This window comes from Nocardioides sp. NPDC101246, assembly GCF_044767415.1.
In the GTDB taxonomy this organism is placed as follows: Bacteria; Actinomycetota; Actinomycetes; order Propionibacteriales; family Nocardioidaceae; genus Nocardioides.
In genome coordinates this window covers 12,745-38,147 of the sequence record NZ_JBIWNX010000010.1, presented here as the reverse complement: position 1 = coordinate 38,147, position 25,403 = coordinate 12,745, and the positions used below count along the sequence as shown (strand labels likewise).

Below are 25,403 nucleotides of genomic sequence, written 5' to 3'. Positions count from 1 at the left end.
CCCTGGTTCGCCGTGGTCCGCTCTGGTCCGCTCTGTCGAAAGGAACCCCGATGACACTCAACCGCGCCTCCGAGCTGCCCCTGGAGGGCGTCACGGTCCTGGACTTCAGCCAGTTCCTGGCCGGCCCCGTGGCGGCGCTGAGGCTCGCTGACCTCGGCGCCCGGGTCATCAAGATCGAGCGACCCGCTGGGGGAGATGCGGGCCGGAGCCTGGCCTTCGCCGGGCGGACGGTGAACGGCGACAGCCTCTCCTTCCACGCGATGAACCGGAACAAGGAGAGCGTGACGGCCGATCTGAAGGATCCCGCCGACCTCGAGCGCGTACGCGGACTGGTCGCGGGAGCCGACGTGATCGTCCAGAACTTCCGCCCCGGGGTGATGGAGCGGATCGGACTCGACTACGAGTCCGTCCGGGCGCTCAACCCGAGCATCGTCTACGGCAGCGTGACCGGGTACGGCGGCGTCGGCCCGTTCCAGGACCGCCCCGGCCAGGACCTGCTCGCCCAGGCGATCGCCGGTCTGCCCTGGCTCAACGGGTCGGCGGACGATCCGCCGGTCCCCGTCGGGCTGGCGGTGGCCGACCACCTCGCCAGCTGTCACCTGGCCCAGGGCATCACCGCCCTGCTGGTCCGACGGTTCCGGACCGGGAAGGGCGGGCTGACCGAGACGAGCCTGATGGAGTCGCTGCTGGACCTGGAGTTCGAGCTGCTGACGACGAGGCTCAACGACCCGACGGTCGAGGTACGCCGCAAGGGGCCGCGCTCGGCCCACGCCTTCCTCTCCGCTCCCTACGGCATCTACCCGACGAGCGACGGCTACCTCGCGATCGCGATGAACCCCGTGCCCGTCATCGGGCGGCTGCTCGGGCTCCCCGAGCTGGAGGCGATGACCGACCCGCAGACGTGGTGGGACCGGCAGTCGGAGGTCGAGGAGGCGATCGGCGAGCGTCTTCGGGGCGACACCCGGGACGCCTGGCTGGCCGTCCTGGATGCCGAGGACGTGTGGTGCGCCCCGGTGCTCACCCTCTCCGAGCTCGTGGAGCACAAGGGCTTCGAGGCCATCGCGATGACCCAGCAGGTCCGTCGCGACGGCCTCACCCTGACGACCACCCGCAGCCCGATCCGCATCGACGGCGAGCGGCTGACCAATCCGCGCCCGGCTCCGCGCCTGGGCGAGCACGACCTGGAGGGGGACCGATGACCGTCCTGCACGGCATGACCTGGGAGCACCCGCGCGGCTACGACTGCCAGGTCGCGGCAGCCCGGGAGTACGCACGCCGGACCGGGATCGAGGTGCGCTGGGAGTACCGCTCCCTGCAGGCGTTCGCCGACGCGCCGCTGGGTGAGCTGGCCGAGCGCTTCGACCTGCTGGTCATCGACCACCCCCATGTGCCCCTGGCGGCGACGGAAGGGGCCCTGGCACCTCTGGACGGCGCCGGGTACGACGACCAGCTGGCCGCCCTGGCCGCCGATGCGGTGGGCAGCAGCCATGCCTCGTACCGCTTCCAAGGGCATCAGTACGGCCTGGCCACCGACGCCGCAGCACAGGTGGCCGCCTACCGTCCGGACCGTCTGCCGGCACCGCCCACGACGTGGGAGGAGGTGCTCGACCTGGCCGCCGAGGGCAGGGTGCTCTGGCCGGCCAAGCCGATCGACGCCTACTCGACCCTGTGCACCCTGGCGGCCAACCGGGGGACGCCGGTCAACGCCGAGCCCGGAAGCTTCCTGCCCGAGGAGGCCGCGCTGGGCGTGCTCGACCTCATGCACCGGCTCTGCGACCGGATTCCCTCGTGGTGCCTGACTGCGAACCCGATCGAGGTCGCCGAGGCGCTGGCCGGTGACACGGCCGAGCCGTGGGCGTACGCGCCGTTGATGTACGGCTACACCAACTACTCCCGGGTCGGCTTCCGGCTGCACCGCCTCAGGTACGTCGACATGCCCTCCGGTCCCCGAGGAGTGGCCGGCTCGCAGCTCGGGGGCGCCGGCGTGGCCGTCTCGGCCCGGTCGAGAGATCTCGACGCCGCCCGCGCGTACGCACTGTGGGTGGCCTCGCCGGAGGTTCAGTCGGGCATCTACTACGACGCCGGTGGCCAGCCCGGCTACGCCTCGTCGTGGGACGACGACCGGCTCAACGAGGACTCCTGGGACTTCTTCCGTGGCACCCGGGCGACCCTCGAGGGCGCTTGGGTGCGGCCGCGTACCGCCGGTTACATGGAGTTCCAGGACACCGTCTCGCCGTGGGTGACCGAGGCGCTGGCCGGCCGGATGACCGACGCCGAGCTGGTCCGCCGGGCCGGTGAGCTCGCCGAGCGCCTGCTCGTCGTGGAAGCCGACGCCTACGGCGTCGAGGAAGGAGCATCCCGGTGAATGTCGAGGAACGCTGGTTCGAGGACTACGTGGTCGGGGAGTCCAGGACCACCCTGGGACGTACGATCACCGAGGCCGACATCGTCCTGCACGCCGGCCAGACGGGCGACTTCTTCCCGCATCACATGGATGCGGAGTGGATGGCCACCCAGCCGGCGGGACAGCGGATCGCGCACGGGACGCTGATCCTCTCCGTGGCTGTCGGGATGACCGCCACCGACATCAACCCACGGTCGATGTCCTACGGCTACGACCGGATCCGGTTCATCGGCCCGGTGTTCATCGGCGACACCATCACCGTCACCGCCGAGATCACCGAGACGACGGAGCACCGGAAGAAGCCGGACGAGTTCGGCTACGTCCACGAGCTCGTCACCGTGACCAATCAGCGTGCCGAGACGGTGCTGGTGCTGACCCACCTCTACCTCGTCAACAAGCGCAACGGCCACCCATCCGCACAGGAGGATCCCTCGTGACCCGTATCACCGCCGTCGATGTCACCGATGTCCGCTTCCCGACCTCTGTGTCGATGGACGGATCCGACGCCATGAACAAGGACGGTGACTACTCGGCCACGTACGTCGTGGTGAGCACCGACGACCCGGAGCTGTCCGGCTTCGGCTTCACCTTCACCATCGGGCGCGGCAACGACATCTGCACCCTGGCGGCTCAGCGCCGCGGTGAGCCGCTGGTCGGGCGCGATGTCGGCGACGTGGTGGGTGACCTGGGCGGGGTCTACCGAGATCTCGCCTCGGACTCCCAGCTGCGCTGGCTGGGCCCGGACAAGGGGGTCGAGCACCTGGCTCTCGCCGCCGTGATGAACGCGGTCTGGGACCTGGCTGCCCGGGAGGCGGGCAAGCCGCTGTGGCGGCTGCTGGCCGAGATGAGTCCCGAGGAGCTGGTCGACGTCGCCGACCTGAGCTATCTGAGCGACGCCCTCACCCGGGAGGAGGCCCTGGAGATCCTCCGCGCCGGCGTCCCCCTCCGTGAGGAGCGGATCCGGCACCTGGAGGAGACCGGCTACCCCTGCTACACCACCTCTGCCGGCTGGCTGGGCTACTCGGACGACAAGCTGCGCAGGCTGGCCACCGAGGCGGTCGAGTCCGGCTATCGGCACATCAAGCTGAAGGTCGGTGCGAACCTCGAGGACGACATCCGGCGCTGCGAGATCGCGCGGGAGGTGATCGGCTGGGACGCGAAGCTGATGATCGACGCCAACCAGGTCTGGGACGTGCCACAGGCCATCGAGTGGGTCAAGGCGCTGGCGCGGTTCGAGCCGTGGTGGATCGAGGAGCCGACCAGCCCCGACGACATCCTCGGCCATGCCGCCGTACGCAAGGCGGTGGCCCCGATCGGGGTGGCCACCGGTGAGCACGGCATGAACCGGGTGCTGTTCAAGCAGATGTTCCAGGCGGAGGCCATCGACTTCTGCCAGCTCGACTCCGCGCGGCTGGCGAGCATCAACGAGATCCTCGCGGTCTATCTGATGGCCCAGAAGTACGGCGTGCCGGTCTGTCCCCACGCCGGCGGCGTGGGTCTGTGCGAACTCGTCCAGCACCTGTCCGTCTTCGACTACGTCGCCGTCTCGGGCACGCTCGAGGACCGGGTCACCGAGTACGTCGACCATCTCCACGAGCACTTCACGGACCCGTGCATCGTCGAGGACGGCGCCTACCGGCTGCCGGCCTTGCCGGGCTACAGCGCGCAGATGCATCCCGAGTCGGTGGCGACGTACGCCTATCCGAACGGCAGCTACTGGGCTTCCCGCGAGGAGGCCCTCGGGTGATCATCGACAGTCACCAGCACGTCTGGGACCTCACCCGCTCGCCCTATCCCTGGCTCGGTCCCGACGTGCCCGAGTACAACCGCACGTTCACCTTCGAGGAGGTCCGGCCGCAGCTGCGGGCGCAGGGAGTGGACGCGACCGTGCTGGTCCAGTCCGACGACCACGACGGTGACACCGACCTGATGATCGAGGTCGCCGACCGGCATCCCGAGGTCGTGGGGATCGTCGTCTACGTGCCGCTGGACCGGCCGGACGTGGCCGCCGAGCGGCTGGAGTCGCTGCGGGGGGACGATCGGGTGGTCGGCGTACGCAACCTGATCCACAACATCCCCGACCCCGACTGGATCCTGCGTCCGGACGTCGCCGAGGGGCTCGGGCTGCTGGAACGGCTCGGGCTCACCTACGACCACGTCTCGGTGCTGCCACGCCACCTCGAGCACGTCGCGACGCTCTCCGAACGCCACCCCGATCTGCGGATCGTGGTCGACCACCTCTCCAAGCCACCGATCGGGGAGGACGAGCGCGAGCCGTGGTGGAGCCTCATCGAGCGGGCGGCGTCGAACCCGCACGTGTTCGGCAAGATCTCCGGGCTCTATCCGGGGGCCGCCCCGGACACCTGGACCGTGGCCGACCTCCGGCCCTTCGTCGACCGGGCCGTCGAGGTGTTCGGCCCGAGCCGGCTGATGTACGGCGGCGACTGGCCGATCTCCACCGCCGCGAGAGGCTACGAGCGAGTCTTCGCCGGGCTCCGGGGCGCCTTGGCCGGTCTGTCGAGCCAGGAGCGCGAGGAGATCTACGCCGGCAGCGCACGCCGCTTCTACGGCCTCGACGAGCAACGGCTCGCCGCCGCGGAGGCGTCGGCTCGAGAAGCTCTCTGACCCATCAGAGATCAGATCATTTGCTTCGTCCTGATTGATCAGCAAGGCCGATATCGGTCAAATCAGCCCTGAATCTCGGCAACCATCGACATGACGTGTGATGTCTATTACATTGAAACAACCGATGTTTGCCCCAACCGGGGCGTGAGTCAGGAGGAAGCTGATGGTGGACTTCACGAGACGACGGGTGCTGCAGGCCGCCTCGGCGGTGGCCGGCGGCGCGCTGGTGCAGCCGGTCGTGACCCAGGCGGCCGCGGCCGCCGACGAGCCGGAGACCAACCCGCTCGAGCTGTGGTACCGCCAGCCGGCCGCGGAGTGGCTCCAGGCGCTGGCGATCGGCAACGGCCGGATGGGCGCGATGGTCTTCGGTGGGGTGGCCAGCGAGAAGCTGATGCTGAACGAGGACTCGGTCTGGGCCGGTCATCCGCACAGCTATGACCCGCCTGGTGGAGCCGAGGCGCTCCCCGAGATCCGCAGGATGATCTTCGAGGACAACTGGGTGGGTGCCCAGCGTCTGGCCGACAAGGAGTTCATGGGGCGTCCCAGCGAGCAGGCCTTCTACCAGCCGGTCGGTGACCTGCTGCTCGAGTTCCTCGGCCTCGACGGCGAGCCCACGACCTACCGCCGCTCGCTCGACCTGCGGACCGCGACCGCGATCTCGGAGTTCGAGGTCGGCGGCGTGCGCTACCGCCGCGAGTCGTTCGTCAGCCACCCGGACCAGGTGATGGTCGTCCGCCTCACCGCCGACCAGGCCGAGAAGGTCTCGTTCAACGCCACCTTCCAATCGCCGCAGCAGAGCGACGTGCAGCCCCACGATGCGCGGACGCTCGCTCTGGAGGGCATCAGCGGGGCCACGGAGGGGATGGAGGGCGCGGTCCGTTTCATCAGCCTCGTCCGCGCCGAGACCGACGGCGGGACGGTCCAGTGCGCCGACACCCAGCTGCGCGTGCGCAACGCCACCTCGGTGACGCTGCTGGTCACGATGGCGACCAGCTACCGCAACTACGCCGACGTCAACGCGGACCACGTACGCCGCGCGGAGAAGCCCCTCGAGGCGGCCACCGGGCGCGGCTACGGCCAGCTGCGTTCGGCGCACGTGCGGGACTATCAGAAGCTCTTCGGCCGGGTCGACATCGACCTCGGCACCTCCGCGGCGATCGAGAAGCCGACCGACGAACGGGTGGCGGCGTTCCGTGCCGGCGGCGACCCGCAGCTGGCGGCGCTGTGGTACCAGTTCGGGCGCTACCTGCTGATCTCGTCCTCCCGGACCCCGGGCCAGCCGGCCAACCTGCAGGGCCTGTGGAGCTACAAGATGGAGCCCGAGTGGCAGTCGAAGTACACCCTCAACATCAACGCCCAGATGAACTACTGGCCCGCCGGCCCGGCCAACCTCGCCGAGTGCTGGGACCCGATGTTCACGATGACCGAGGAGCTCGCCGAGGTCGGGCGGAACACCGCCAAGCAGATGTGGGGCTCGGACAAGGGCTGGGTCGCCCACCACAACACCGACGGGTGGCGGGGCACCGCACCGGTCGACTTCGCCTACTACGGGGTCTGGCCGATGGGCGGCGCCTGGCTCTCGCTGCTGTTCTGGGAGCGCTATGAGTACACCGGCGACAAGGCGAACCTCGCCGAGCACTTCCCGACGCTGCGGGGCGCGGTCGAGTTCTTCCTCGAGACGATGGTGCGCGACGACCAGTCCGGCTACATGGTCACCTGCCCGTCGCACTCACCCGAGATCAAGCACCACGAGCAGGACGACGAAGGGGTCAGCATCTGCGCGGGTCCGACGATGGACTGCCAGATCCTGCGCGATCTGTTCACCGCGTTCGAGAAGGCGGCCGCCGCGCTCGGCAAGCACGACCCGCTCGTCGCCCGGGCCGTGGCGATGCGCGACCAGCTGCCGCCCAACCAGATCGGCTACCTGGGCCAGCTGCAGGAGTGGCTGATCGACTGGGAGGAGGCTGCCCTGGAGCGCAGCCGCCACGTCTCCCACCTGTGGGGTGTCTTCCCCTCCGACCAGATCAGCCCGTTGCGTACGCCGGAGCTGGCCGACGCCGCCCGCAAGGCGCTCGAGCTGCGCGGCCCGGCGATCACCACCGGGTGGTCGCTGGCGTGGAAGATGAACATCCGCGCGCGCCTGCTCGAGGCCGAGAACGCCTACCTCCACGTCCAGCACATGCTGCACCCCTCCCGGACGGCGCCCAACCTCTTCGACCTGCACCCGCCGTTCCAGATCGACGGGAACTTCGGAGCCGTCTCCGGGATCACGGAGATGATCATGCAGAGCCACTCCGGTGAGCTCTTCCTGCTCGCCGCGCTCCCGGAGGCCTGGCCGCAGGGGAAGGTCCGCGGCCTGCGCGCCCGCGGTGGCTTCGAGGTCGACCTGAAGTGGGCTGACGGCAAGGTCGAGGTGGCCCGGATCCGGTCGCTGCTCGGCAACCGGCTCCGGCTGCGTACGCAGGACCCGGTCAAGGTGGCGGGGACGAACGTCTCGCGGCCGGAGGAGAACGTCGTCGAGTTCGGCACCCGGCGCGGCAGCACCTACACCGTGGTCCCGAAGTAGGGACCATCTCAGGCCGGCCGCGAGTTGTTCGCGGCCGGCCTGAGGCTGTCTACGGGTGGACCGGGGTCGGCGCGGGCTCGCCGGCGAGCACGGCGCGGGCGTTGTCGATCGCGAGCATCGCCATCCGGTCGCGGGTGGCGCGGCCGGCGCTGCCGATGTGCGGCAGCAGGACGACGTTGGGGAGCCCCAGCAGGTCGGGATGCACGGCCGGCTCGTTCTCGAAGACGTCGAGTCCCGCTGCGCCGATCGTGCCGTCGGCCAACGCCGCAGCCAGAGCGGCCTCGTCGACGATGGGACCGCGAGCGGTGTTGATGAGGACCGAGCCCGGTCCCATCTGCCGGAGCTCCTCGGCGCCGATGAGATGCCGGGTCTCGGGGGTCAGCGGACAGTGCAGCGACACGACGTCCGAGGCGGCCAGCAGCTCGGGCAGCGGCAGGGTCTCGATGCCCAGGCGTGCCGCCTCCTCGCCTGCGGAGCGGGACGGGGTCGCTACGATGCGCATGTCGAAGGCACGGGCGCGCCGCGCCGTCGCCAGCCCGATCCGGCCCAGGCCCACGATGCCCAAGGTCGCGCCGCTGCTGACGTCGAGACCCACGAAGAGGTCCGGCCGCCAGGACCACGGCTCGCCGCTGCGTACGAACGCGTCGGCCTCCACCACGCGACGGGAGGTGGCGAGCAGCAGCGCGAAGGCGAGGTCGGCGGTCGCCTCGTCGAGCACCCCCGGGGTGTTGGTCACGGTGATGCCGCGAGCCGCACAGGCGGCGACGTCGACGTTGTCGTGACCGACCGCCATGTTGGCCACGACGCGCAGCGACGGGCCGGCCGCGTCGAGCAGCTCGGCATCGATCCGGTCGGTCAGCAGGCAGACGAGCGCGGCGGCCCCGCGTACGTCCGAGAGCAGCTCCGCGCGGCTCTGCCCGGAAGGGTCTGCGGCGCAGGTCACCGGCCCCGGCAGCGCCTCCAGCGCCTGGCGGGCGCGGTCGGAGGGTCGAAAGCTGACGTGCAGCCGGCCCTGGTTCGGCTCGTTCACTCCTGCTCCTTCGCCTGGTCCTTCGCCGGGTCATTCTCCTGGTCCTCCGCGAGGCTGCGGCGGATCCAGTTCTCGATGCCCGCGACGTGGGCCAGGGACAGTGCGGCGGCGATGCTCGGCTGCCGGTCCGCGATGGCCAGGGCGATGCCGCGGTGCTCGCGCTGCGTCTGATCGAAGGAGTCCTGCTGGGTCACGCCGCGCCAGATCCGGGCCCGCTGGGTGCGGTTGGCGACGCCGTCGATGAACGAGCACAGCACGGTGTTGCCCGACGCGCGGGCGATGCGGTGGTGGAACTCCAGGTCGTTGGCCACGACCTCCTCCAGCGCCGTCTCAGGAGTGACGGCGTCGACCAGCGCGAGCAGGTCGGCGGTCTCCTCCGGGGGCATCTGCAGGGCCGCCTTCTCGGCGGCCAGCGGCTCCAGTGCCCGGCGTACCTCGAAGAGGTCCAGGACGCTGGAGTCCTGGTGGAAGTCGATGACGAAGCCCATCGTCTCCAGCAGGATCTCCGGCGTCAGGCTGGTGACGTACGTCCCGTCGCCCTGGCGCACGTCGAGGATGCGCATCATCGAGAGCGCGCGCACCGCCTCGCGCAGGGAGCTGCGGGAGATGCCGAGCTGTGTGGACAGGTCGGCCTCGCGCGGGAGACGGTCGCCCGGCTTCAGCCGGCCGTCGAGGATCATCTCCTTGATCTTCTCGATCGCCTCGTCGGTCAGCGCCATCGGGATCCTGGTCCTCTCACTCGGTCGGTCGCAACCGTAACGTTGCCATGCCGCCGTCGACCGCAAGGGCCACTCCGGCAGTCGACCCCGACGAGGGGCTGGCCAGGTACGCGACCGCGAGGGCGACCTCGTCCGCGCTGACCAGCCGGCCGTGCGGCTGTCGCGCGTCCAGGGCGGCACGCTCGGCCTCGGGGTCGTCGGCCGAGTCGAGCAGACGCTGCACCCAGGGGGTCGCGGCGGTCCCGGGGTTCACGCAGTTCACCCGGATGCCCTCCCGGAGGTGGTCGGCGGCCATGGCCTGGGTCAGGGACTGGACCGCACCCTTGCTCGCGGAGTAGAGGGCACGCTGCTGGATGCCCGTCGTGGCGGCCACCGAGGCGACGTTCACGATCGTGGCGGCCGGGGAGTGCCGAAGGTGCGGGAGCGCGGCGCGCGAGACCCGGACGGCACCGAGGACGTTGACGTCGAAGACCGCGTGCCACTGCTCGTCGGGGTTGTCCTCGACGGTGCCCTGGGCGCCGATGCCTGCGTTGTTGACCACGATGTCGAGCCGGCCGAAGTCGGCGACCGCCTGCTCCACCGCGGCCCGGATGCTCGCGTCGTCGGTGACGTCGGCGCGGATGCCGAGAGCCTTGGGGTTGATGCCCTCGGGGTCGAGGTCGAGGGCCGCGACCTGGGCGCCGCGCTCGAGCAGGACCTCGACGACGGCGGCACCGATGCCGGACGCGCCACCGGTGACGAGGGCGACGAGCCCGTCGAGCTCGCGCGTTGCCTGGGCGCTCATGCCTGGCTCCCGAACGCGACGTACTCCTGGCGCTGGCGGCCCAGTCCGTCGATCTCGATCTCGACGACGTCGCCGGGCTGGATGTAGGGGAAGCGGCCGGAGAGCGCGACGCCCTCGGGGGTGCCGGTCATGATCAGGTCGCCGGGGTCGAGGACCATGAACTGGCTGAGGTGGTGGATCACCGTCGCGACGTCGAAGATCTGGTCGGCGGTGACGGAGTCCTGTCGCGGCTCGCCGTTGACGAAGGAGCGCAGGCCCAGCTTCTGGTGCTCCACCTCGTCGGGGGTCACGACCCAGGGGCCGACGGGGCTGAAGCCGGGGGCGATCTTGCCCTTGCTCCACTGGCCACCGGAGACCTCGAGCTGGAACTCGCGCTCGGAGAGGTCGTTGGCGACCACGAAGCCCGCGACGTGCTCCAGGCTCTGGTCGGGGGAGTCGAGGTAGGACGCGCGCTTGCCGATCACGACGCCGAGCTCCACCTCCCAGTCGGTCTTGGTGCTGTTGCGCGGGATGGTGACGGCGTCGTTCGGCCCGGCGATCGTGTTGGGGGTCTTGAAGAAGATGATCGGCACCGTGGGCGGTTCCGAGCCGGACTCGGCGGCGTGGGCGGCGTAGTTCATGCCGATGCAGACGATGGCGCCGGGCTTGCCGATCGGGGCGCCCACGCGGAGCGTGTCGGCCCCCTCGAGGAGAGGGAGATCGCCCGCGGCGAGCGCGGCGGCGGCTCGTGCCGGCCCGTCGGAGGCCCAGAAGGCCGCGTCGATGTCGGTCGTGAGGTCGGCCAGGCTGCGCACCTCGTCCTCGAGCACGAGAACTGGCGTTTCCTTCCCGACGGGTCCCAGGCGGGCGAACTTCATGCGGTGGCCTCCAGCGGTGAGTAATCTGATCTATCGGTGAACCTGAGCCGCGAAACGCGGCGACCAATGCATATTGACAGCCCAAACATCAGATGTCTAGCCTCGGCTTGGCGGTCGGACGACCGCGGGGGCAGAGCGTGAGGAGGACGGATGGAGATCCCGTTGTTCGGACTCGGCTGTGCGCCGATGGGCAACCTGTTCCGGCCGCGTACGGACGAGGACTGCTGGGCCACGCTCGATGCGGCCTGGCAGGCAGGGGTGCGTCACTTCGACACCGCGCCCCACTACGGGCTGGGCCTGTCGGAGGAGCGGATCGGGCGGTTCCTGGCGACGCGGCCACGCTCGGAGTTCGTCGTCTCGACCAAGGTCGGCCGGCTGGTGCGGCCCAACCCGTCCTGGGACGGGCAGTCCCAGGACGACATGGGCTTCGCCGTCCCGGCCAGCTCGCACCGGGTCCTCGACTACTCCGCCGACGGCGTACGCCGCAGCCTGGAGGAGTCGCTGACCCGGCTCGGTCTGGACCGCGTCGACATCCTCTACGTGCACGACCCCGAGCTGTCCGGTGACCCGGCTGCCGTCGAGACCGCGCTCGCCGGCCTGGCGAAGCTCCGTGAGGAGGGCCTGGTCGACGCGATCGGGACCGGCTCCCTGTCGGTCCCGGCGCTCACCGCGACGGTCGAGACCGGCCTCGCCGACGTGGTCATGGTCGCCAACCGCTACACGCTCCTGGACCAGTCCGTCGCCGACGGCCTGCTCGAGGCGTGCGACCGGCACGGCACCAAGATCGTCGCGGCGGCCGTGTTCTCCAGCGGCCTGCTCGCCACCACCCCTCGCCGGGGCGCGATGTACAACTACGGCGAGGTCCCCGACGACATCCTCGAGCGGGCCGTACGCATCGCCGAGGTCTGCACCGCCCATGGCGTCGAGCTCGCCACTGCAGCCCTGCACTACCCGTTGCAGGACCCACGGGTCGTCTCGATCGTCGCCGGCGCCGGCCGGCCCGAGCAGGTGAAGCAGAACCTCGATCGGCTGGCCGTCTCGGTCCCCGAGGCGCTGTGGACCGACCTGGCAGACCAGGGGCTGGTGCCGTCGTGCGCGTAGCCCTCATGGTCACCTGCATCAACGATGCCCTGTTCCCCGACACCGGGCGCAACGTGGTCCGGCTCCTGCGCCGCCTCGGCGTCGAGGTGGACTTTCCTCAGGCCCAGACCTGCTGCGGTCAACCGATGGTCAACACCGGCTACCTCGACGAGGCCGTGCCGGTGCTGCGCTCCTTCGTCCGTGCTTTTGAGGGCTACGACGCCGTCGTGACGCCGTCGGGCTCGTGCGCCGGATCGGCCCGGCACCAGCACGACCTGGTGGCGCGCCGCAGCGGCGACGAGGGCCTGCGGACGGCGTCTCGCGAGACGTCCCAGCGGGTCTACGAGCTCAGCGAGTTCCTCGTGGACGTACTCGGTGTCGAGGACGTGGGTGCCTACTTCCCGCACCGGGTGACCTACCACCCGACCTGCCACTCGCTGCGGATGCTCGCGGTCGGCGACCGGCCGCTGCGGCTGCTCCGGCACGTCCGCGGGATCGACCTGACGGACCTGCCCGGCGCGAACGAGTGCTGCGGTTTCGGCGGCACCTTCGCGATGAAGAACTCCGACACCTCGGTGGCCATGGGCTCCGACAAGGCCCGGCATGTACGCGAGACCGGCGCCGAGGTGCTGGTGGCCGGTGACCGGTCCTGCCTGACCCACGTCGGGGGCCTGCTCTCGCGGCAGCGTGCCGGCGTACGCGTCATGCACCTGGCCGACGTGCTCGCCCAGACCGAGCCTGCGCCCGCACGGGTGGTCGCCTCGTGACCGGCACGTTCGTCGGGATGCCGGTGTTCCCGAAGGCCGCGCGCGAGGCGGTCGGCGACTCCCAGCTGCGCCGCAACCTCGCCCATGCCACCGGCACCATCCGCGCCAAGCGCGCCGCCGTCGTCGGCGAGGTCGAGGAGTGGGAGGAGCTGCGCCTGGCGGGTGCGGCCATCAAGGAGAACGTGCTGCTGCACCTCGACGAGCACCTGGTACGTCTCGAGGAGTCGCTCACGAAGGCCGGCGCGACCGTCCACTGGGCGAGCGACGCAGGAGAGGCGTGCCGCATCGTCGGCGACATCGCCGCCGCGCACGACGCCACCGAGGTGGTGAAGGTGAAGTCGATGGCGACCCAGGAGATCGGTCTCAACGAGGCGCTGGCCGCCCGCGGGATCGACGCCTGGGAGACCGACCTCGCCGAGCTCATCGTGCAGCTCGGCGACGACCTGCCCTCCCACATCCTGGTCCCCGCCATCCACCGCAACCGCGCCGAGATCCGCGAGATCTTCGCCTCCGCGATGGGTGAGGTCGGGCGTCCCGCTCCTGACGACCTGACCGACGAGCCCGCGCGGCTCGCGGAGGCCGCGCGCCTGCACCTGCGCGAGAAGTTCCTGCGCGCCAAGGTCGGTGTCTCGGGCGCCAACTTCGCGGTCGCTGAGACCGGGTCCCTCGTGGTGGTCGAGTCGGAGGGCAACGGCCGGATGTGCCTGACCTTGCCCGAGGTGCTGGTCTCGGTGGTCGGCATCGAGAAGATCCTGCCGACCTGGGACGACCTCGACGTCTTCCTCCAGCTCCTGCCGCGCTCGGCGACCGGGGAGCGGATGAACCCCTACACCTCGGTGTGGTCAGGCGTCACCCCGGACGACGGTCCGCAGGAGGTGCACGTGGTGCTGCTCGACAACGGTCGCACCCGCGCGCTGGCCGACGAGGTCGGCCGGCAGGCGCTGCGCTGCATCCGCTGCTCGGCCTGCCTCAACGTGTGCCCGGTCTACGAGCGCACCGGCGGTCATGCGTACGGCTCGGTCTACCCGGGCCCGATCGGCGCCATCCTCAACCCGCTGCTGAAGGGGGTCGGGCACGACGAGCAGACCGACTCCCTGCCGTATGCCTCGACGCTGTGCGGCGCCTGCTTCGAGGCCTGCCCCGTGCGGATCGACATCCCCTCGGTGCTCGTGGAGCTGCGCTCGCAGGTCGTCGACGCCCACCGAGGCGGCGTACCCAAGCCCGAGGCGGTGGCGATGAAGGCCGCCGGGGCGACGCTGGCGTCCGGGCGCCGGCTCGGCCTCGCCGAGCGCCTCGTCGGCGCCGGCCTCGGCCTTGCCCGCCGCGCCGGGGCACGCCCCTGGACGCAGGCCCGCGACCTGCCGGACGCGCCCGCCGAGTCCTTCCGCGCCTGGTGGCGCCGCACCGGAGGAGATGAGCGATGAGCACCCGTGAGGAGATCCTGGGCCGAGTCCGCCAGGCGATCGGCGACACGCCCCGCCCGACTGCTGAGGTGCCCCGCGGCTACCGGGGTGTGGGCGAAGGCCTCGACCGGTCCGCCGTGCTGGCCCGGTTCGTCGAGAGGGTCGAGGACTACCGTGCCACGGTCACCCGGTGCCGCGCGACAGAGGTCGCCGAGGTGCTGGCTCGGGCGGTCACCGGCCGGAGCGTCGTCGTACCCCCGGGCCTGCCGTGGCCGGTCCCCGGGTCCGTCGACGACACCGGGCAGTCGGCCGCCGAGCTCGACGCGATCGACGCGGTCGTCTCCACGGCCGCGCTCGGCATCGCCGAGACCGGCACGGTCGTGCTCGACCACGGCCCCGGCCAGGGGCGTCGCGCGCTCACCCTCGTCCCGGACCTGCACGTGTGCGTACTCGGAGCCGCCCAGGTCGTGGCCGGCGTCCCACAGGCGGTCACCCGGCTCGACCCGGCGAGCCCGCAGACCTGGATCAGCGGCCCGTCGGCGACCAGCGACATCGAGCTCGACCGCGTCGAGGGCGTCCACGGCCCGCGCACCCTGCACGTCGTCCTCGTCGACGACCTCTGACCACATCACATCCTGAGAGGACCCCCCACATGACCCGCTATGGCTCCGTGGTCCGGCTGCGCCCCGAGAAGGAGGCGGAGTACGTCGAGCTGCACGCCGCCGTGTGGCCCGAGGTGCTCGAGCGCCTGACCGCCAGCAACATCCGCAACTACTCCATCTTCCTGCGCGACGGCTGGCTCTTCAGCTACTTCGAGCACGTCGGGGAGGACTACGAGGCGGACATGGCCGCGATCGCCGCCCACGACGTGACCCAGCGGTGGTGGGAGGTCACCGCCCCGTGCCAGGAGCGGCTGCCCACCGCCTCCGAGGACGAGCAGTGGTCCACGATGACCGAGGTCTTCCATCTTGACTGAGCCTTCGCCCGAGCCTTCGAACGGGCTCCGGCGCATCGATGCCCACCACCACCTGTGGGACCTCGAGGTACGCGACCAGGACTGGACGCGCGATCTCCCGGCCATCCGGCGCTCGTTCTCCTTCGATGAACTCCGGCCCCATCTGGCCGACCACCGGATCACCGGGACCGTCCTCGTCCAGACCGTCGCGGTCGCTGAGGAGACCCCCGAGCTGCTCGCGCTGGCGGCGGTCACCCCCGAGATCCTCGGGGTGGTCGGCTGGGTCGACCTCACCGCAGCGGACGTCGCCGATCGGCTCGCCGGACTGCGCGAGGGTCCCGGAGGAGACCTCCTCGTCGGCATCCGGCACCTGGTGCAGTCCGAGCCCGATCCCGAGTGGCTGCTCCGTGACGACGTGCTGCGGGGGCTCACCGCGGTCGCTGATGCCGGCCTGGTCTACGACCTGCTGGTGCGCCAGCCCCAGCTGCCGGCCGCCGTCGGCGCGGTCGAGCAGGTCCCCGACGGGCGTTGGGTGCTCGATCATGTCGGCAAGCCCGTGATCGACCCTGCCGCCTTCGACGAGTGGGCGGGACACGTCGCCGCGCTCGCCCGCCACGACTCCGTGGCGTGCAAGCTGTCCGGGCTGGTCACCGAGCTCGCCCCGGAGCAGCCGATCGAGGCGGTGCTTCCCTGGGCCGCGCACGTCATCGATGTCTTCGGTGCCGAGCGCACGATGATCGGTTCGGACTGGCCGGTCTGCCTGCTGCGCTCGTCCTACGACGAGGTGGTCGACCTGGCCGACACGGTGCTCGCCGGGCTCGACGACACCGGCCGCGCCGATGTCTGGGGTGGCACGGCCGCTCGCGTCTACGGCCTCGACCCCTGATCGGCGTCGCGCGCCCCGGAAACATTGGAAAACGCTTGCCCGAACCTCGTCTGTGATGTTAGACACATGTCATACGTCATATCTCAAGGAGACGGACATGCAGACTCGCACGACACGCCGCACCCGCGCGGCGGTGGCCGTGGTCCTGGCGGCACTCGGTTCGACGGTCCTCGTCGCCGGTACGCAGCCCGCCACCGCGGCCGGTAGGACCCTCACGATCCACGTCGCCCCCGACGGCGACGACGCCGACCCGGGCACGAAGAGCCAGCCGCTGCGGACGGTGGAAGCGGCCCGCGACGCGCTGGCCGGACGTACCTCCGCGAAGAACCGGGGCACGGTGATCGTGCACGGTGGCGAGTACGTCCTCGACGACGCCATCGACCTGACCGGTCCCGAGCACTCCTGGGTCACCTACCGCGCCGCGGCGGGGGAGAAGGTCCGCCTCACGGGCGCGCACGCGCTGGGTGCCCAGGGCTGGCGGCCGCTCGCGGACCTGTCCGCCGACGAGCTCGCCCAGCCGCGGTTCTCCTCGAACACCCGGCTCGACTCGCCGGCCCTGCGCGAGGGCGTGTGGGTCTATGACCTCGGTGCCGAGAACATCGACCCCGGCACCCTCTACAAGAACGGGTTCAACTGGCTGCCGCAGCCCTTCGCGCCCGAGCTCGTCGTCGACGGCGGGACCCAGACGCTGGCGCAGTACCCGAACCCGAACGACTGCACGGGGGCCGACAGCAGCTGCTACCTCTACGGCGACGGCGGCAAGTGGAAGGTCCCGGCGACCAACGATCTGATCCAGTGGACGCTGCGCGACCGGTTCGGGATGGAGCCGGACTGGGCGATCAGCGGGACGACCCCGCGCGCGCAGTTCGAGGACAAGAAGCAGCAGCTCGCGAACCCCGCGGACCGTGACACCTGGTCCCAGGACGAGATGCGGACGATGACGCCTCCCCTCTACGAGGTCGGTGGCCGGCTGCTCGAGGGCGACCGCTACCAGGGCTGGGCCCCGCAGGGGGTCCCGGAGATCGTCGACCACGGCACCCGCGGCTTCGGTGCCTACTCGAACATCCCGGTCCAGGCCGACCCGCAGGAGCTCACCGACGTCGACAACACGACGTACGAGACCGAGGCGTGGCTCTCGGGCTACCTCGGCAACAACTACGCCAACGACATGGTGCGGCTGGTCTCCTGGAGCGGCACCACGATGTACGCCAAGTACCCCTCGATGTACTGGCCCCGCAACGACTACACCAAGGTCAAGGCGCTCAACATCCTCTCCGAGATGGACACCGAGGGTGAGTACTACATCGACCGTCACGCGGGCAACGACGTCGTCTACTACAAGCCGGCGGGTGGGTCGATGGAGGGCAAGAGCGCCACGCTGCGCGCCTTCGACGACAACATCTTCCGGCTCGAGGGCACCACGGGCGTGACGCTGAAGGGCCTGTCGATGTCGGACTCGCTGATCAGCGCGGTCCAGCTCCTCGATGCCGAGAAGACGCTGATCGACGGTGTCGACATCTCCAACGTCAGCATGGACGCGATCCGCATCGGCGAGACCACCGAGTCCATCACCGCGCTGCCCGACTACGAGACCGTACGCGGCGGCCACGACAACCTCGTGCAGAACTCCTACCTCCACGATCTCGGCGGCGGCGGAGTCCTGCTCGGCGGCGGTGACCGCAAGACGCTCGAGCGCGGCGACAACGTGGCTCGTAACAACGAGATCGCGCGCTTCTCGCGGCTGGCGACCTACACGCCTGCCGGCTACCTCTACGGCGTCGGGAACAGCTTCGAGAACAACTACGTCCACGACGCGCCCCACATGGCGGTGCAGATCATGGGCAACGACATGAAGGTCAACAACAACTTCTTCTACGACCTGGTGAAGAACGCGGGCGACCAGGGCGTCGTCTACACCGGGCGTGACTACACCTATCTGGGCAACGAGGTCGCGTACAACTTCTTCGACACCATCGGTGGCTCCAACGACGCGTTCTACATGGACGACGGCGTCTCGGGGATGCGGTTCCACCACAACGTCGTGAAGAACGCGCACTCCGGGGTGTTCTTCCAGTCGGGCCACAGCAACAAGGCGACGGACAACGTGTTCATCGACGTCGACCAGACCGGCCACGACCAGCTCTACCACCGCAACGGGGAGACCGGTCTTCCCGTGCCCAACGGCTGGGTGGTGCAGAGCCGCTACAACTCGTTCCTCGACGTACGTCCTGGGGAGAAGTACTCGGCCACCGCGGAGGACGTCGCCCGCTGGCACCGTCACTACACCGACGGCAGGGCCCGCTACTCCGACGGAGCGCCGATCGTGTTCCCGGAGATCAAGGACTGGTACGTCCCGCGCGTCACCGCGACCGGAGAGGACTGCAAGAAGGCCGACTATGCGGCCGCCGCGACCAACGGCTGCGACCGGGCCACCGTGTGGGAGAACCCGAACTCGCTCTACGCGCCGGCCCGCAATGCGATCGACCGCTCGGTCATCATCGGCGGCGGCGAGTACCGCGCCGGGGAGAACTCGTTCGCCGACCCGGCCGCGACCTATCGCCTCTCCACGTGGAGCGACGCGATCAACACCAACCTCAGCAAGCCCGCCTCGCTCGAGGCCGCCGGGCTCGACCTCGACACGCTGAGCTTCAGCTACACCGGCGAGGTCGCGCAGACCTTCGGCCGGAAGTGGGTGGCGAACTGGAACCGGTTGGTCACCCGGGAGGGCATCGGACTCCCGGGCGGCCCGGCCGCCGGCTGAGCCCTCAGGTCGCCTGCGCGATCCACTCGCGCAGGCGACCTGCCTCGCTCGGCAGCAGCGACAGGTCGTCCTCGGGCAGGAACTCCAGCAGTACGTCCGTCGCCCGCCCGGTCGCTGCCAGCATCTCCAGGGCCGGCACCCACAGATCGGCCCGGGCCTCCAGCCGCAGGCGCTCGTGACGTGGCCACCACGAGAACGCGTGCACCGCCCGGACGTGCGGGAGCAGCCGGGCCAGCCCGGCCAGGGCCACGTCTGCCGGCTCGCCCACCCGGGGCTGCCAGTAGGTGCCGACGTTCGGTCGGTCCACCTCGGCGAGGAGGTCGAGGGTGGACTCGACGGTGTCCGCCAGCGTCAGGTCGTGGTGCTCGAAGGCGAGCTCGAGCCCGTGGCCGGCGGCCTCGTCGGCCAGCCCCTGTACGCGGCGTACGACCTCGGCGCGCTCGGCGGGGGAGGCCTCGGCCGAGCCGGTGGTGCCGGCCCAGATGCGTAGGCGGGTGCACCCCAATGCCTGGGCCGCGCCGATCAGTGCGGCCCCGTCGTCGTCCGGCGTGGCCCGCCAGTAGGTGCCGTAGGAGGCTACGGCCAGCCCGGCGGCGGCGGTCGCCGCGGCCAGGCCGCGCAGGTCGGCTGCCGGTGGGGCGTGCACGTCCGCGCCCCACTCGATGCAGGCCAGACCGGCCTTCGCGGCAGCCTCCAGCACCCCGTCCGTCGGGAGATGACGTGCCGTGACCGAGCACAACCCGGGACGCAGCATGCTCAGAGCCCGCCGTGGTAGGTCGTGCCCAGCGTCGAGACGTCCGTGGGGCGTTCGGAGGTGTCCACGCGACGCATGCCGTCGTTGGTCTCCAGGAAGAGCGGCGCCTCGGGGTAGCGCAGCTCGTCGTCGAGCGGCTCCTTGTCGGTCCAGGCGAAGAAGTCGCGCCCGAAGACCGCCCGGTCCTTGCGGCCGTAGAGGTGGAGGTCGCCGGCGGTCAGCGGGCTGCGGACGCACCAGTGCACGCCGTGCTCGGCCCACACGGCCCGGTTGGTCATCAGCACCGACTGACGCTCGTCGGGCGTCAGCACCGTGGTCCAGAAGTCCGGGTCCGGGTCCTCGACGTCGTCGGCGAGGAACACCAGGTCGTGGGCGTGCCACGCGGTGCTCGGGGCGACGTCGGCCTCGGTGCCCCAGTGGGTCGCCGAGGCGAAGTAGCCGGCCGGCGCCTGATAGTGCGCGTACGTCGCCCGGCAACGCGCCATGAACTCCTCGAGCTCGGCGTCGGGGCGCACCCGGCACACCTCACGGATCCCGTGCAGCGTCAGACCCATGCCGGCGATCAGCATGGGGGTGTCGCTCTTCAGGGTGGTGCTGGGTGCGACGTACCAGTAGCGGTGGAAGCGGGTCTGGCCGTCGGCGTCGGTCCACGCCGAGCGGGCGACGTGGCGGCACAGCCGGACCGCCTCGTCGAGGTAGCGCTGCTCACCCAGGCGCAGGTGGCCGAGCAGCAGCGGCATGATCATCAGGCCGTAGTACTCCGCGGGCTCGAGGATCCCGCCGGCGACCCGATCCTCTGCCTGACGCCAGGTGCCCGAGGAGTCGGCGTCCGGGACTCCGGGCTCGTGGTGGCGGGCGATGAGGAGGTCGAGGTCCTCGGCGATCTCGGCCAGGCCGCTGTCGTCGCCGGTCACCTCGGAGAGCAGCAGCTTGACCCACACCCGTGCGTACTCCTGGTTGCAGGTGCCGTCCTCGGCCGGGCGGCCGCCGCCGAAGGAGTGCAGGGCGACCAGGTTGCGGCGCACCACCTCGACGATGCGGTCGACCTCGGCGTCATCGAGCAGGTGCCGGGCGTGCTTGAGCCCGAGGAGCAGGCCGATGCTGCCGGTGGCGTTGTGGATCAGTCCGGTCGTGGCCGACTCGCCGACCTGGAAGCCGACGTGCTTGTACTGGTCGTCGTCCTGCAGGGCGCTGCTCTGGAAGCGCATCATCCGGCGCCACACCTCGGCGGCCCGGTCATCGGGCCGCGCGGCGAGGAGCTGTGCGACGGCGCCGAGAGCCGGCGCGGAGAAGGCGGCGTGGCCGCTGGTCCAGTCGAGGAAGGTCGCGGGGTTCGTGCCCCACACGCTGTGGTTGTGGAAGCCGTTGATCGCCCCTTCGTCGGTGACCCAGGTCAGGAACCAGCGGGTGAGGTGGGCGAGGTCGGGAGCAGGTTTCGTCATGGGGGTCTCCGATGGTGGTCAGGCGCTGGTGGCCAGGGTGGCGGGGTCGACCGGGCGCAGCGGCGGCCGGCCGTCGATCAGGGCACGCACCTCGTCCACCGCGGCGCGGCCCAGGCGGCGCAGCTCGCTGCCCTGGGAGCCGGCGACGTGCGGGGTCAGGGTGACGTTGGGCAGGCTCCACATCGGGTCGTCGGCGGGGAGCGGCTCGGGTTCGGTCACATCCAGGATCGCTCGCAGCCGGCCCGAGACCAGCTCGGCGCGGAGCGCGTCGTGGTCGACGACGCCGCCCCGGGCCGTGTTGATCAGGGTGGTGCCGTTGCCCATCAACGCGAGCAGGCGGGCGTCGACCAGGTGCCGGGTCTGCGGCAGCAGCGGCGCGTGCAGCGAGACGACACGGGAGCGTGCGAAGAGATCGTCGAGGCCGACGAGCTCCGCACCCATCTCGGCGGCTCGGGCCGCGTCGATCGTCGGGTCGCTGACCAGAACGGAGAGGTCGAAGGGGGCGAGCAGCTCGATCAGCGCCCGGCCGGTGGCCGAGGCGCCCAGGAGGCCGACCGTCGTGCCGTACGCGCCATCGATGGTGTCGTCGACGGTGAGGTCGGGCGCCGCCCGATCGGCAAGGAACCGCTCGGTCAGCGGCAGGACCGACTTCGTCGCCCACAGCACCGCGGCCAGGGCGTACTCGGCGACCGGGCGGGCGTTGGGCTCCACGCCGCAGGTGACCCGGAGGTCACGCTCCCAGGCTTCGGGGGAGAGGAAGTACTTCACCGAGCCGGCGGCGTGGACGACGGCGCGCAGCCGTGGCATCCGGACGAGCGTCGAGGCGTCGATGGTCGGCGTGCCCCAGGCGGTGATGAGCACCTCCACCTCGGCGGCATCCGGGTCGTCGTAGGACGTCAGCACCTGGTCGGCATCGATCTCCACGAGTCCGCCCAGCTCGGCCAGGAGGGGTGCATCGAAGAACCGATGCTGGAGATGGGGAGTCATCGCGAAGGCGGCGCGCACGAGGCGGATCCTCTCGGGTCGTCGAGGCTGTCGGAGCCGTTTCGGAAACGGCCGGATCTGGGCTTGCCCATTTAAACATAAGATGTGTTATCTTCGTCACGTTGGCGCCCGGGATAGCGCTTTCCTCACTCCGGTGGTCGGCAGTCCGAATCGCCAGAGTCCACGCGAACAACCTCCGTCGGATGAAGATCGACGGACGACGAAACGGAGATTCCTGTGGAGACACGACGCTTGTGGAGGGCGGGTGCTGTCGCAGCGGTTCTGCTTCCCCTGATCGCGACCGCTGCCTGTGGAGGCAACGGCGCTGCCAGTGACGACAGCAAGGAGGTGCGGGTGCTGGTCAACCTGACCGACAACCTCACCAAGGACTTCTGGAACGATCTGGTGAAGCCCTTCGAGGACGAGACCGGCATCGACGTCAAGATCGAGGGCCCGACCGGCACCAACGTGAGCGAGACCTTCAGCTCTCAGCTCGCGGCCGGCACCGCTCCCGACGTGGTGCAGTCCATCTTCCCGGACGACCAGATCGCCCCGGAGGTGCTCGACCTCTCCGAGGAGAGCTGGGTCGAGGACACGCCGATGGTCGACACGTACGCCATCGACGGCAAGCGACTGGTCGCCGGTGTCGGCTCCCAGGCGCAGTCGCTCGTCTACTACAACAAGACGGCCTTCGAGAAGGCCGGCATCAAGGCCACGCCGCAGACCTGGGACGAGTTCAACGCCGCTCTCGGCCAGCTCGCCGACGCCGGCTACACCCCGCTGCAGACCGCGGGCCAGTGGCAGACCGGCCTCCAGCTCCAGCAGCTGTGGCACCCCACGCTCAACACCGAGCAGCCCGAGTGGCAGTCGGCCGTCGCCGACGAGAAGCTGACCCTCGGTGACGCCTTCGAGCCGATGTTCGAGCACTACGCCACCTGGCTGGGCGACGGCTACATCAAGAAGACCGATGTCGGCCTCGACCCGACCACCGCCGACGCCAACTTCATGGAGGGCAAGGTCGGCATGTACCCGCTCGGGAGCTGGCTCGTCGCGAGCCTGGACAACGCCGGCGAGCTTCCCTTCGAGGTGGGCGTCTTCTCCCCTCCGGTGGACGAGGGCATGGCCTACCCCGGCCCGCAGGGCGCCACCATGGCCAGCCCCTACATGGTCTACGCCGGTAGCGAGCACTCCGACGAGGCGCTGCAGCTCGTCGAGTACCTCGTGACCGACGAGGCCGCGATCGAGAGCCAGCTGACCGCCGACGGCGTGTTCCGTGCCGGTGCCGCCGTCGAGCAGTCCCCGGTCGCGACCGAGATCCAGGCGATCATCGACGAGGCACCCGAGCTGGTGGCCGTGGGTGAAGGTGCGGGCGACATCCGCCTGCCCGTCGTCGGCCTCAACGACAAGTTCACCGAGATCGTGCAGAGCCTCTACACCGGAACCAGCCCCGAGGACGCCGCGAAGGCGCTCGACGACTGGGCCGAACAGAATGGGTGACCCCTCGGGGCCACGACGAGGAGAACGATGATGGCTCTCATGAGCGCCAGCAAGACCGACAGCCCTCCCGCGGCAGCTGACCTGCCGCGGGAGGGAGGGGCACCGCGTCGCCGGGTGATCGGCAGGTCCCCGGGTTCCCGTCCGCGCACCTCGCGGTGGGTGGAGGCCTCGATGGTGCTGCCCGCGTTGGTGGTCTTCGTCGGCCTCCTCGTCGTGCCCGTCGGGTACGCCGTCTACTACAGCTTCACCGACTACAACGGCTTCCCGACCCAGACCCCGGAGATCGTCGGCTTCGACAACTACGTCCGGATCTTCGAGTCCGCCGACGTACGAGGGTCCATGGTCGTGACCGCGATCGTCGCGGTCGCGGGCTCGATGGTGGTCAACGCCGCGGCCCTGGGCCTGGCGCTCCTGCTGTGGCGCACCACCCGCTTCACCGCGTTCGCCCGGGTGGTCATGTTCTACCCCCACGTGCTCAGCCTGATCGTCGTCGGTTTCCTCTGGTCGGCGATCCTGGGCCCGCAGGGAGCGGTCAACTCGGTGCTGGAGAACCTGGGCCGCAGCCCGCTCCCGTTCCTCAGCGACGAGACCTGGGCGCTCGCCACCCTGATCCTCGTCATCGCCTGGGCGCAGTTCGGCGTCCAGCTGCTCATCTACCTCGCCGGGCTCCAGGCCGTGCCCGCCGAGCTCTTGGAGGCCTCCCGCATGGACGGTGCCAACCGCTGGCAGACCTTCCGCCACGTCACCTGGCCGGCCCTCGCGCCCTCGGTGACGGTGGCCTTGATCACCTCGATGATCTCGCTGCTCAAGACCTACGACGTCGTCGTCTCGCTGACCGGCGGCGGACCGGCAGGCTCCACGAAGACCTTCGCCTACCAGATCCTCGCCGTGGAGTTCCCCAAGCGGCAGGTCGGGCTGGCCTCGGCCGAGGCAGTGGTCCTCATCCTGGTGGCGGCGTTCCTCGCGTTCGGAGTGCTCGCGCTGCGACGCCGTCACGACCAGGGGGCGCAGGCATGAGCGCGCTGCAGGCCCTGACCGGTCGGCGGAGCTCGACCGGCGAGCGGCGTACGCCGTTCTGGTACGCCACAGTCACGGCACTCTGCGTGGTGATGCTGGTGCCGATGTACCTCCTGGTCGTCAATGCGTTCAAGGACCAGCGCGACATCATCAGCCGGCCGTTCTCGCTCTCGCCCGGTCAGTTCACGCTCGAGCATCTCGCCGCAGCCTGGAACAACCCGGACTTCGACATCGCGTTCGGCTACGCCGTGACGATCGCGCTGGTCATCTGCGTGAACCTGGTCTCGATAGGCGTCTGTGCGCCGGCGGCGTACGTCATCGCGCGCTCCCCGCGCCCAGTGTTCGGAGCGGCGCTGCTGTTCTTCATCTCGGGCATGTTCATCCCGACCCAGGTGATCCTGGTGCCGGTGATCTTCGTGCTCCGGACGATCGGGCTGATGTCGACGTTCCCTGGGCTGGTGCTCTTCATGGCCTCGGCGACGGTGCCGTTCACGATCTTCGTCTTCACCGGGTTCATCCGGATGCTGCCCTCCTCGCTCGACGAGGCGGCGGCGATCGACGGCGCCGGTCCCTACCGGACGTTGTGGACGATCATCCTGCCGTTGATGAAGCCGATCCTGGCGACCGTGTTCATCCTGAACACCCTGAGCGTGTGGAACGACTTCGCCAGTCCGCAGCTCATCCTGGGTCCCGGCTCGGGCCTCTACACGGTCACCACGGGTGTCTACGCGTCCGTGGGGGAGTACTCCGCCGACTACACCCAGGTGTTCCCGACGCTCCTGCTCGCCGTGCTCCCCATCCTGGTGATCTTCGTACTCACCCAGCGCTGGGTGATGAGCGGAATGGCCGCCGGGGCGGTCAAGGGCTGACCT

The 25,403-nt window shown here is 70.2% G+C and carries 23 protein-coding genes; 16 read left to right on the top strand and 7 right to left on the bottom strand.

The window, feature by feature from the left end; genetic code table 11:
• The first annotated feature begins 50 nt into the window (after positions 1–50).
• The 6 genes from ACIRON_RS18895 to ACIRON_RS18870 all read left to right on the top strand — a co-directional run bounded on the left by ACIRON_RS18895 (position 51) and on the right by ACIRON_RS18870 (position 7,595).
• Positions 51–1,199, top strand: a complete 1,149-nt coding sequence (locus ACIRON_RS18895; RefSeq protein WP_402994339.1) for a CaiB/BaiF CoA transferase family protein — start codon at positions 51–53, stop codon at positions 1,197–1,199.
• Positions 1,196–2,365, top strand: a complete 1,170-nt coding sequence (locus ACIRON_RS18890) for an extracellular solute-binding protein (RefSeq protein WP_402994337.1) — start codon at positions 1,196–1,198, stop codon at positions 2,363–2,365. Before ACIRON_RS18895 ends, ACIRON_RS18890 begins: the two co-directional genes overlap by 4 nt.
• Entirely contained in the window at positions 2,362–2,841 is a 480-nt protein-coding gene (locus tag ACIRON_RS18885; RefSeq protein ID WP_402994335.1) for a MaoC family dehydratase, read from the top strand. The genes ACIRON_RS18890 and ACIRON_RS18885 overlap by 4 nt, the downstream gene beginning before the upstream one ends.
• On the top strand, positions 2,838–4,151 hold the full coding sequence (locus ACIRON_RS18880; protein WP_402994333.1) for an L-fuconate dehydratase: 1,314 nt from the start codon (positions 2,838–2,840) through the stop codon (positions 4,149–4,151). The genes ACIRON_RS18885 and ACIRON_RS18880 overlap by 4 nt, the downstream gene beginning before the upstream one ends.
• Positions 4,148–5,029 carry an amidohydrolase family protein gene (locus ACIRON_RS18875; protein ID WP_402994331.1) on the top strand — a complete coding sequence of 294 codons (882 nt, stop codon included), beginning with the start codon at positions 4,148–4,150 and terminating at the stop codon, positions 5,027–5,029. Before ACIRON_RS18880 ends, ACIRON_RS18875 begins: the two co-directional genes overlap by 4 nt.
• Positions 5,030–5,192: 163 nt before the next feature.
• Positions 5,193–7,595 (top strand): glycosyl hydrolase family 95 catalytic domain-containing protein, encoded by a 2,403-nt coding sequence (locus ACIRON_RS18870; protein ID WP_402994329.1) that lies wholly within the window; start codon positions 5,193–5,195, stop codon positions 7,593–7,595.
• Positions 7,596–7,644: 49 nt separating this feature from the next.
• Here ACIRON_RS18870 and ACIRON_RS18865 read toward each other — a convergent pair whose 3' ends face one another.
• The 4 genes from ACIRON_RS18865 to ACIRON_RS18850 are packed head-to-tail and all read right to left on the bottom strand — an operon-like array spanning position 7,645 to position 10,985.
• Entirely contained in the window at positions 7,645–8,625 is a 981-nt protein-coding gene (locus ACIRON_RS18865; protein ID WP_402994327.1) for a 2-hydroxyacid dehydrogenase, read from the bottom strand.
• The gene (locus tag ACIRON_RS18860; protein WP_402994325.1) at positions 8,622–9,344 is read right to left on the bottom strand and encodes a FadR/GntR family transcriptional regulator; all 723 of its coding nucleotides are present in this window, start codon (positions 9,342–9,344) and stop codon (positions 8,622–8,624) included. Before ACIRON_RS18860 ends, ACIRON_RS18865 begins: the two co-directional genes overlap by 4 nt.
• Before the next feature lie 16 nt (positions 9,345–9,360).
• Entirely contained in the window at positions 9,361–10,128 is a 768-nt protein-coding gene (locus tag ACIRON_RS18855) for an SDR family NAD(P)-dependent oxidoreductase (protein WP_402994323.1), read from the bottom strand.
• Positions 10,125–10,985: a fumarylacetoacetate hydrolase family protein gene (locus ACIRON_RS18850; protein ID WP_402994321.1), complete on the bottom strand. Its 861-nt coding sequence runs from the start codon at positions 10,983–10,985 to the stop codon at positions 10,125–10,127. The genes ACIRON_RS18855 and ACIRON_RS18850 overlap by 4 nt, the downstream gene beginning before the upstream one ends.
• A 150-nt stretch (positions 10,986–11,135) precedes the next feature.
• On the opposite strand from ACIRON_RS18850, the gene ACIRON_RS18845 reads away from it, so the two are divergent.
• The 7 genes from ACIRON_RS18845 to ACIRON_RS18815 all read left to right on the top strand — a co-directional run bounded on the left by ACIRON_RS18845 (position 11,136) and on the right by ACIRON_RS18815 (position 18,837).
• Entirely contained in the window at positions 11,136–12,086 is a 951-nt protein-coding gene (locus ACIRON_RS18845) for an aldo/keto reductase (protein WP_402994319.1), read from the top strand.
• A complete protein-coding gene (locus tag ACIRON_RS18840; RefSeq protein WP_402994317.1) occupies positions 12,077–12,832 on the top strand; it encodes a (Fe-S)-binding protein in 756 nt (251 codons plus the stop codon). Before ACIRON_RS18845 ends, ACIRON_RS18840 begins: the two co-directional genes overlap by 10 nt.
• The gene (locus ACIRON_RS18835) at positions 12,829–14,256 is read left to right on the top strand and encodes a LutB/LldF family L-lactate oxidation iron-sulfur protein (RefSeq protein ID WP_402994315.1); all 1,428 of its coding nucleotides are present in this window, start codon (positions 12,829–12,831) and stop codon (positions 14,254–14,256) included. The genes ACIRON_RS18840 and ACIRON_RS18835 overlap by 4 nt, the downstream gene beginning before the upstream one ends.
• Entirely contained in the window at positions 14,253–14,858 is a 606-nt protein-coding gene (locus ACIRON_RS18830; protein WP_402994313.1) for a lactate utilization protein C, read from the top strand. Before ACIRON_RS18835 ends, ACIRON_RS18830 begins: the two co-directional genes overlap by 4 nt.
• 29 nt (positions 14,859–14,887) lie before the next feature.
• Positions 14,888–15,211 carry an L-rhamnose mutarotase gene (locus ACIRON_RS18825; protein ID WP_402994311.1) on the top strand — a complete coding sequence of 108 codons (324 nt, stop codon included), beginning with the start codon at positions 14,888–14,890 and terminating at the stop codon, positions 15,209–15,211.
• Positions 15,204–16,076: an amidohydrolase family protein gene (locus ACIRON_RS18820; protein ID WP_402994309.1), complete on the top strand. Its 873-nt coding sequence runs from the start codon at positions 15,204–15,206 to the stop codon at positions 16,074–16,076. The genes ACIRON_RS18825 and ACIRON_RS18820 overlap by 8 nt, the downstream gene beginning before the upstream one ends.
• A 97-nt stretch (positions 16,077–16,173) precedes the next feature.
• Entirely contained in the window at positions 16,174–18,837 is a 2,664-nt protein-coding gene (locus ACIRON_RS18815; RefSeq protein ID WP_402994307.1) for a right-handed parallel beta-helix repeat-containing protein, read from the top strand.
• A 4-nt stretch (positions 18,838–18,841) separates the two neighbouring features.
• On the opposite strand, the gene ACIRON_RS18810 is transcribed toward ACIRON_RS18815, so the two are convergent.
• Genes ACIRON_RS18810 through ACIRON_RS18800 form a run of 3 tightly spaced genes read right to left on the bottom strand, consistent with a single transcriptional unit; the run spans position 18,842 to position 22,038 of the window.
• Positions 18,842–19,591: a sugar phosphate isomerase/epimerase family protein gene (locus tag ACIRON_RS18810; protein WP_402994305.1), complete on the bottom strand. Its 750-nt coding sequence runs from the start codon at positions 19,589–19,591 to the stop codon at positions 18,842–18,844.
• Between the two features lie 2 nt (positions 19,592–19,593).
• On the bottom strand, positions 19,594–21,033 hold the full coding sequence (locus tag ACIRON_RS18805) for a hypothetical protein (RefSeq protein ID WP_402994303.1): 1,440 nt from the start codon (positions 21,031–21,033) through the stop codon (positions 19,594–19,596).
• A gap of 18 nt (positions 21,034–21,051) precedes the next feature.
• Positions 21,052–22,038: a hydroxyacid dehydrogenase gene (locus tag ACIRON_RS18800; RefSeq protein WP_402994301.1), complete on the bottom strand. Its 987-nt coding sequence runs from the start codon at positions 22,036–22,038 to the stop codon at positions 21,052–21,054.
• A 216-nt stretch (positions 22,039–22,254) separates the two neighbouring features.
• On the opposite strand from ACIRON_RS18800, the gene ACIRON_RS18795 reads away from it, so the two are divergent.
• The 3 genes from ACIRON_RS18795 to ACIRON_RS18785 are packed head-to-tail and all read left to right on the top strand — an operon-like array spanning position 22,255 to position 25,400.
• Positions 22,255–23,514 (top strand): ABC transporter substrate-binding protein, encoded by a 1,260-nt coding sequence (locus ACIRON_RS18795; protein ID WP_402994299.1) that lies wholly within the window; start codon positions 22,255–22,257, stop codon positions 23,512–23,514.
• A 39-nt stretch (positions 23,515–23,553) separates the two neighbouring features.
• Positions 23,554–24,531: a carbohydrate ABC transporter permease gene (locus ACIRON_RS18790; protein ID WP_402994297.1), complete on the top strand. Its 978-nt coding sequence runs from the start codon at positions 23,554–23,556 to the stop codon at positions 24,529–24,531.
• The gene (locus ACIRON_RS18785) at positions 24,528–25,400 is read left to right on the top strand and encodes a carbohydrate ABC transporter permease (protein WP_402994295.1); all 873 of its coding nucleotides are present in this window, start codon (positions 24,528–24,530) and stop codon (positions 25,398–25,400) included. Before ACIRON_RS18790 ends, ACIRON_RS18785 begins: the two co-directional genes overlap by 4 nt.
• Positions 25,401–25,403 lie beyond the last annotated feature (3 nt).

Excerpts from the sequence above, each read along its gene's own strand:
- ACIRON_RS18895 (WP_402994339.1), top strand. The coding sequence starts at position 51 with ATGACACTCAACCGCGCCTCCGAGCTGCCCCTGGAGGGCGTCACGGTC.
- ACIRON_RS18890 (WP_402994337.1), top strand. The coding sequence starts at position 1,196 with ATGACCGTCCTGCACGGCATGACCTGGGAGCACCCGCGCGGCTACGAC.
- ACIRON_RS18870 (WP_402994329.1), top strand. The coding sequence starts at position 5,193 with ATGGTGGACTTCACGAGACGACGGGTGCTGCAGGCCGCCTCGGCGGTG.
- ACIRON_RS18860 (WP_402994325.1), bottom strand. The coding sequence starts at position 9,344 with ATGGCGCTGACCGACGAGGCGATCGAGAAGATCAAGGAGATGATCCTC.
- ACIRON_RS18855 (WP_402994323.1), bottom strand. The coding sequence starts at position 10,128 with ATGAGCGCCCAGGCAACGCGCGAGCTCGACGGGCTCGTCGCCCTCGTC.
- ACIRON_RS18850 (WP_402994321.1), bottom strand. The coding sequence starts at position 10,985 with ATGAAGTTCGCCCGCCTGGGACCCGTCGGGAAGGAAACGCCAGTTCTC.
- ACIRON_RS18845 (WP_402994319.1), top strand. The coding sequence starts at position 11,136 with ATGGAGATCCCGTTGTTCGGACTCGGCTGTGCGCCGATGGGCAACCTG.
- ACIRON_RS18830 (WP_402994313.1), top strand. The coding sequence starts at position 14,253 with ATGAGCACCCGTGAGGAGATCCTGGGCCGAGTCCGCCAGGCGATCGGC.
- ACIRON_RS18825 (WP_402994311.1), top strand. The coding sequence starts at position 14,888 with ATGACCCGCTATGGCTCCGTGGTCCGGCTGCGCCCCGAGAAGGAGGCG.
- ACIRON_RS18815 (WP_402994307.1), top strand. The coding sequence starts at position 16,174 with ATGCAGACTCGCACGACACGCCGCACCCGCGCGGCGGTGGCCGTGGTC.
- ACIRON_RS18810 (WP_402994305.1), bottom strand. The coding sequence starts at position 19,591 with ATGCTGCGTCCCGGGTTGTGCTCGGTCACGGCACGTCATCTCCCGACG.
- ACIRON_RS18805 (WP_402994303.1), bottom strand. The coding sequence starts at position 21,033 with ATGACGAAACCTGCTCCCGACCTCGCCCACCTCACCCGCTGGTTCCTG.
- ACIRON_RS18790 (WP_402994297.1), top strand. The coding sequence starts at position 23,554 with ATGAGCGCCAGCAAGACCGACAGCCCTCCCGCGGCAGCTGACCTGCCG.
- ACIRON_RS18785 (WP_402994295.1), top strand. The coding sequence starts at position 24,528 with ATGAGCGCGCTGCAGGCCCTGACCGGTCGGCGGAGCTCGACCGGCGAG.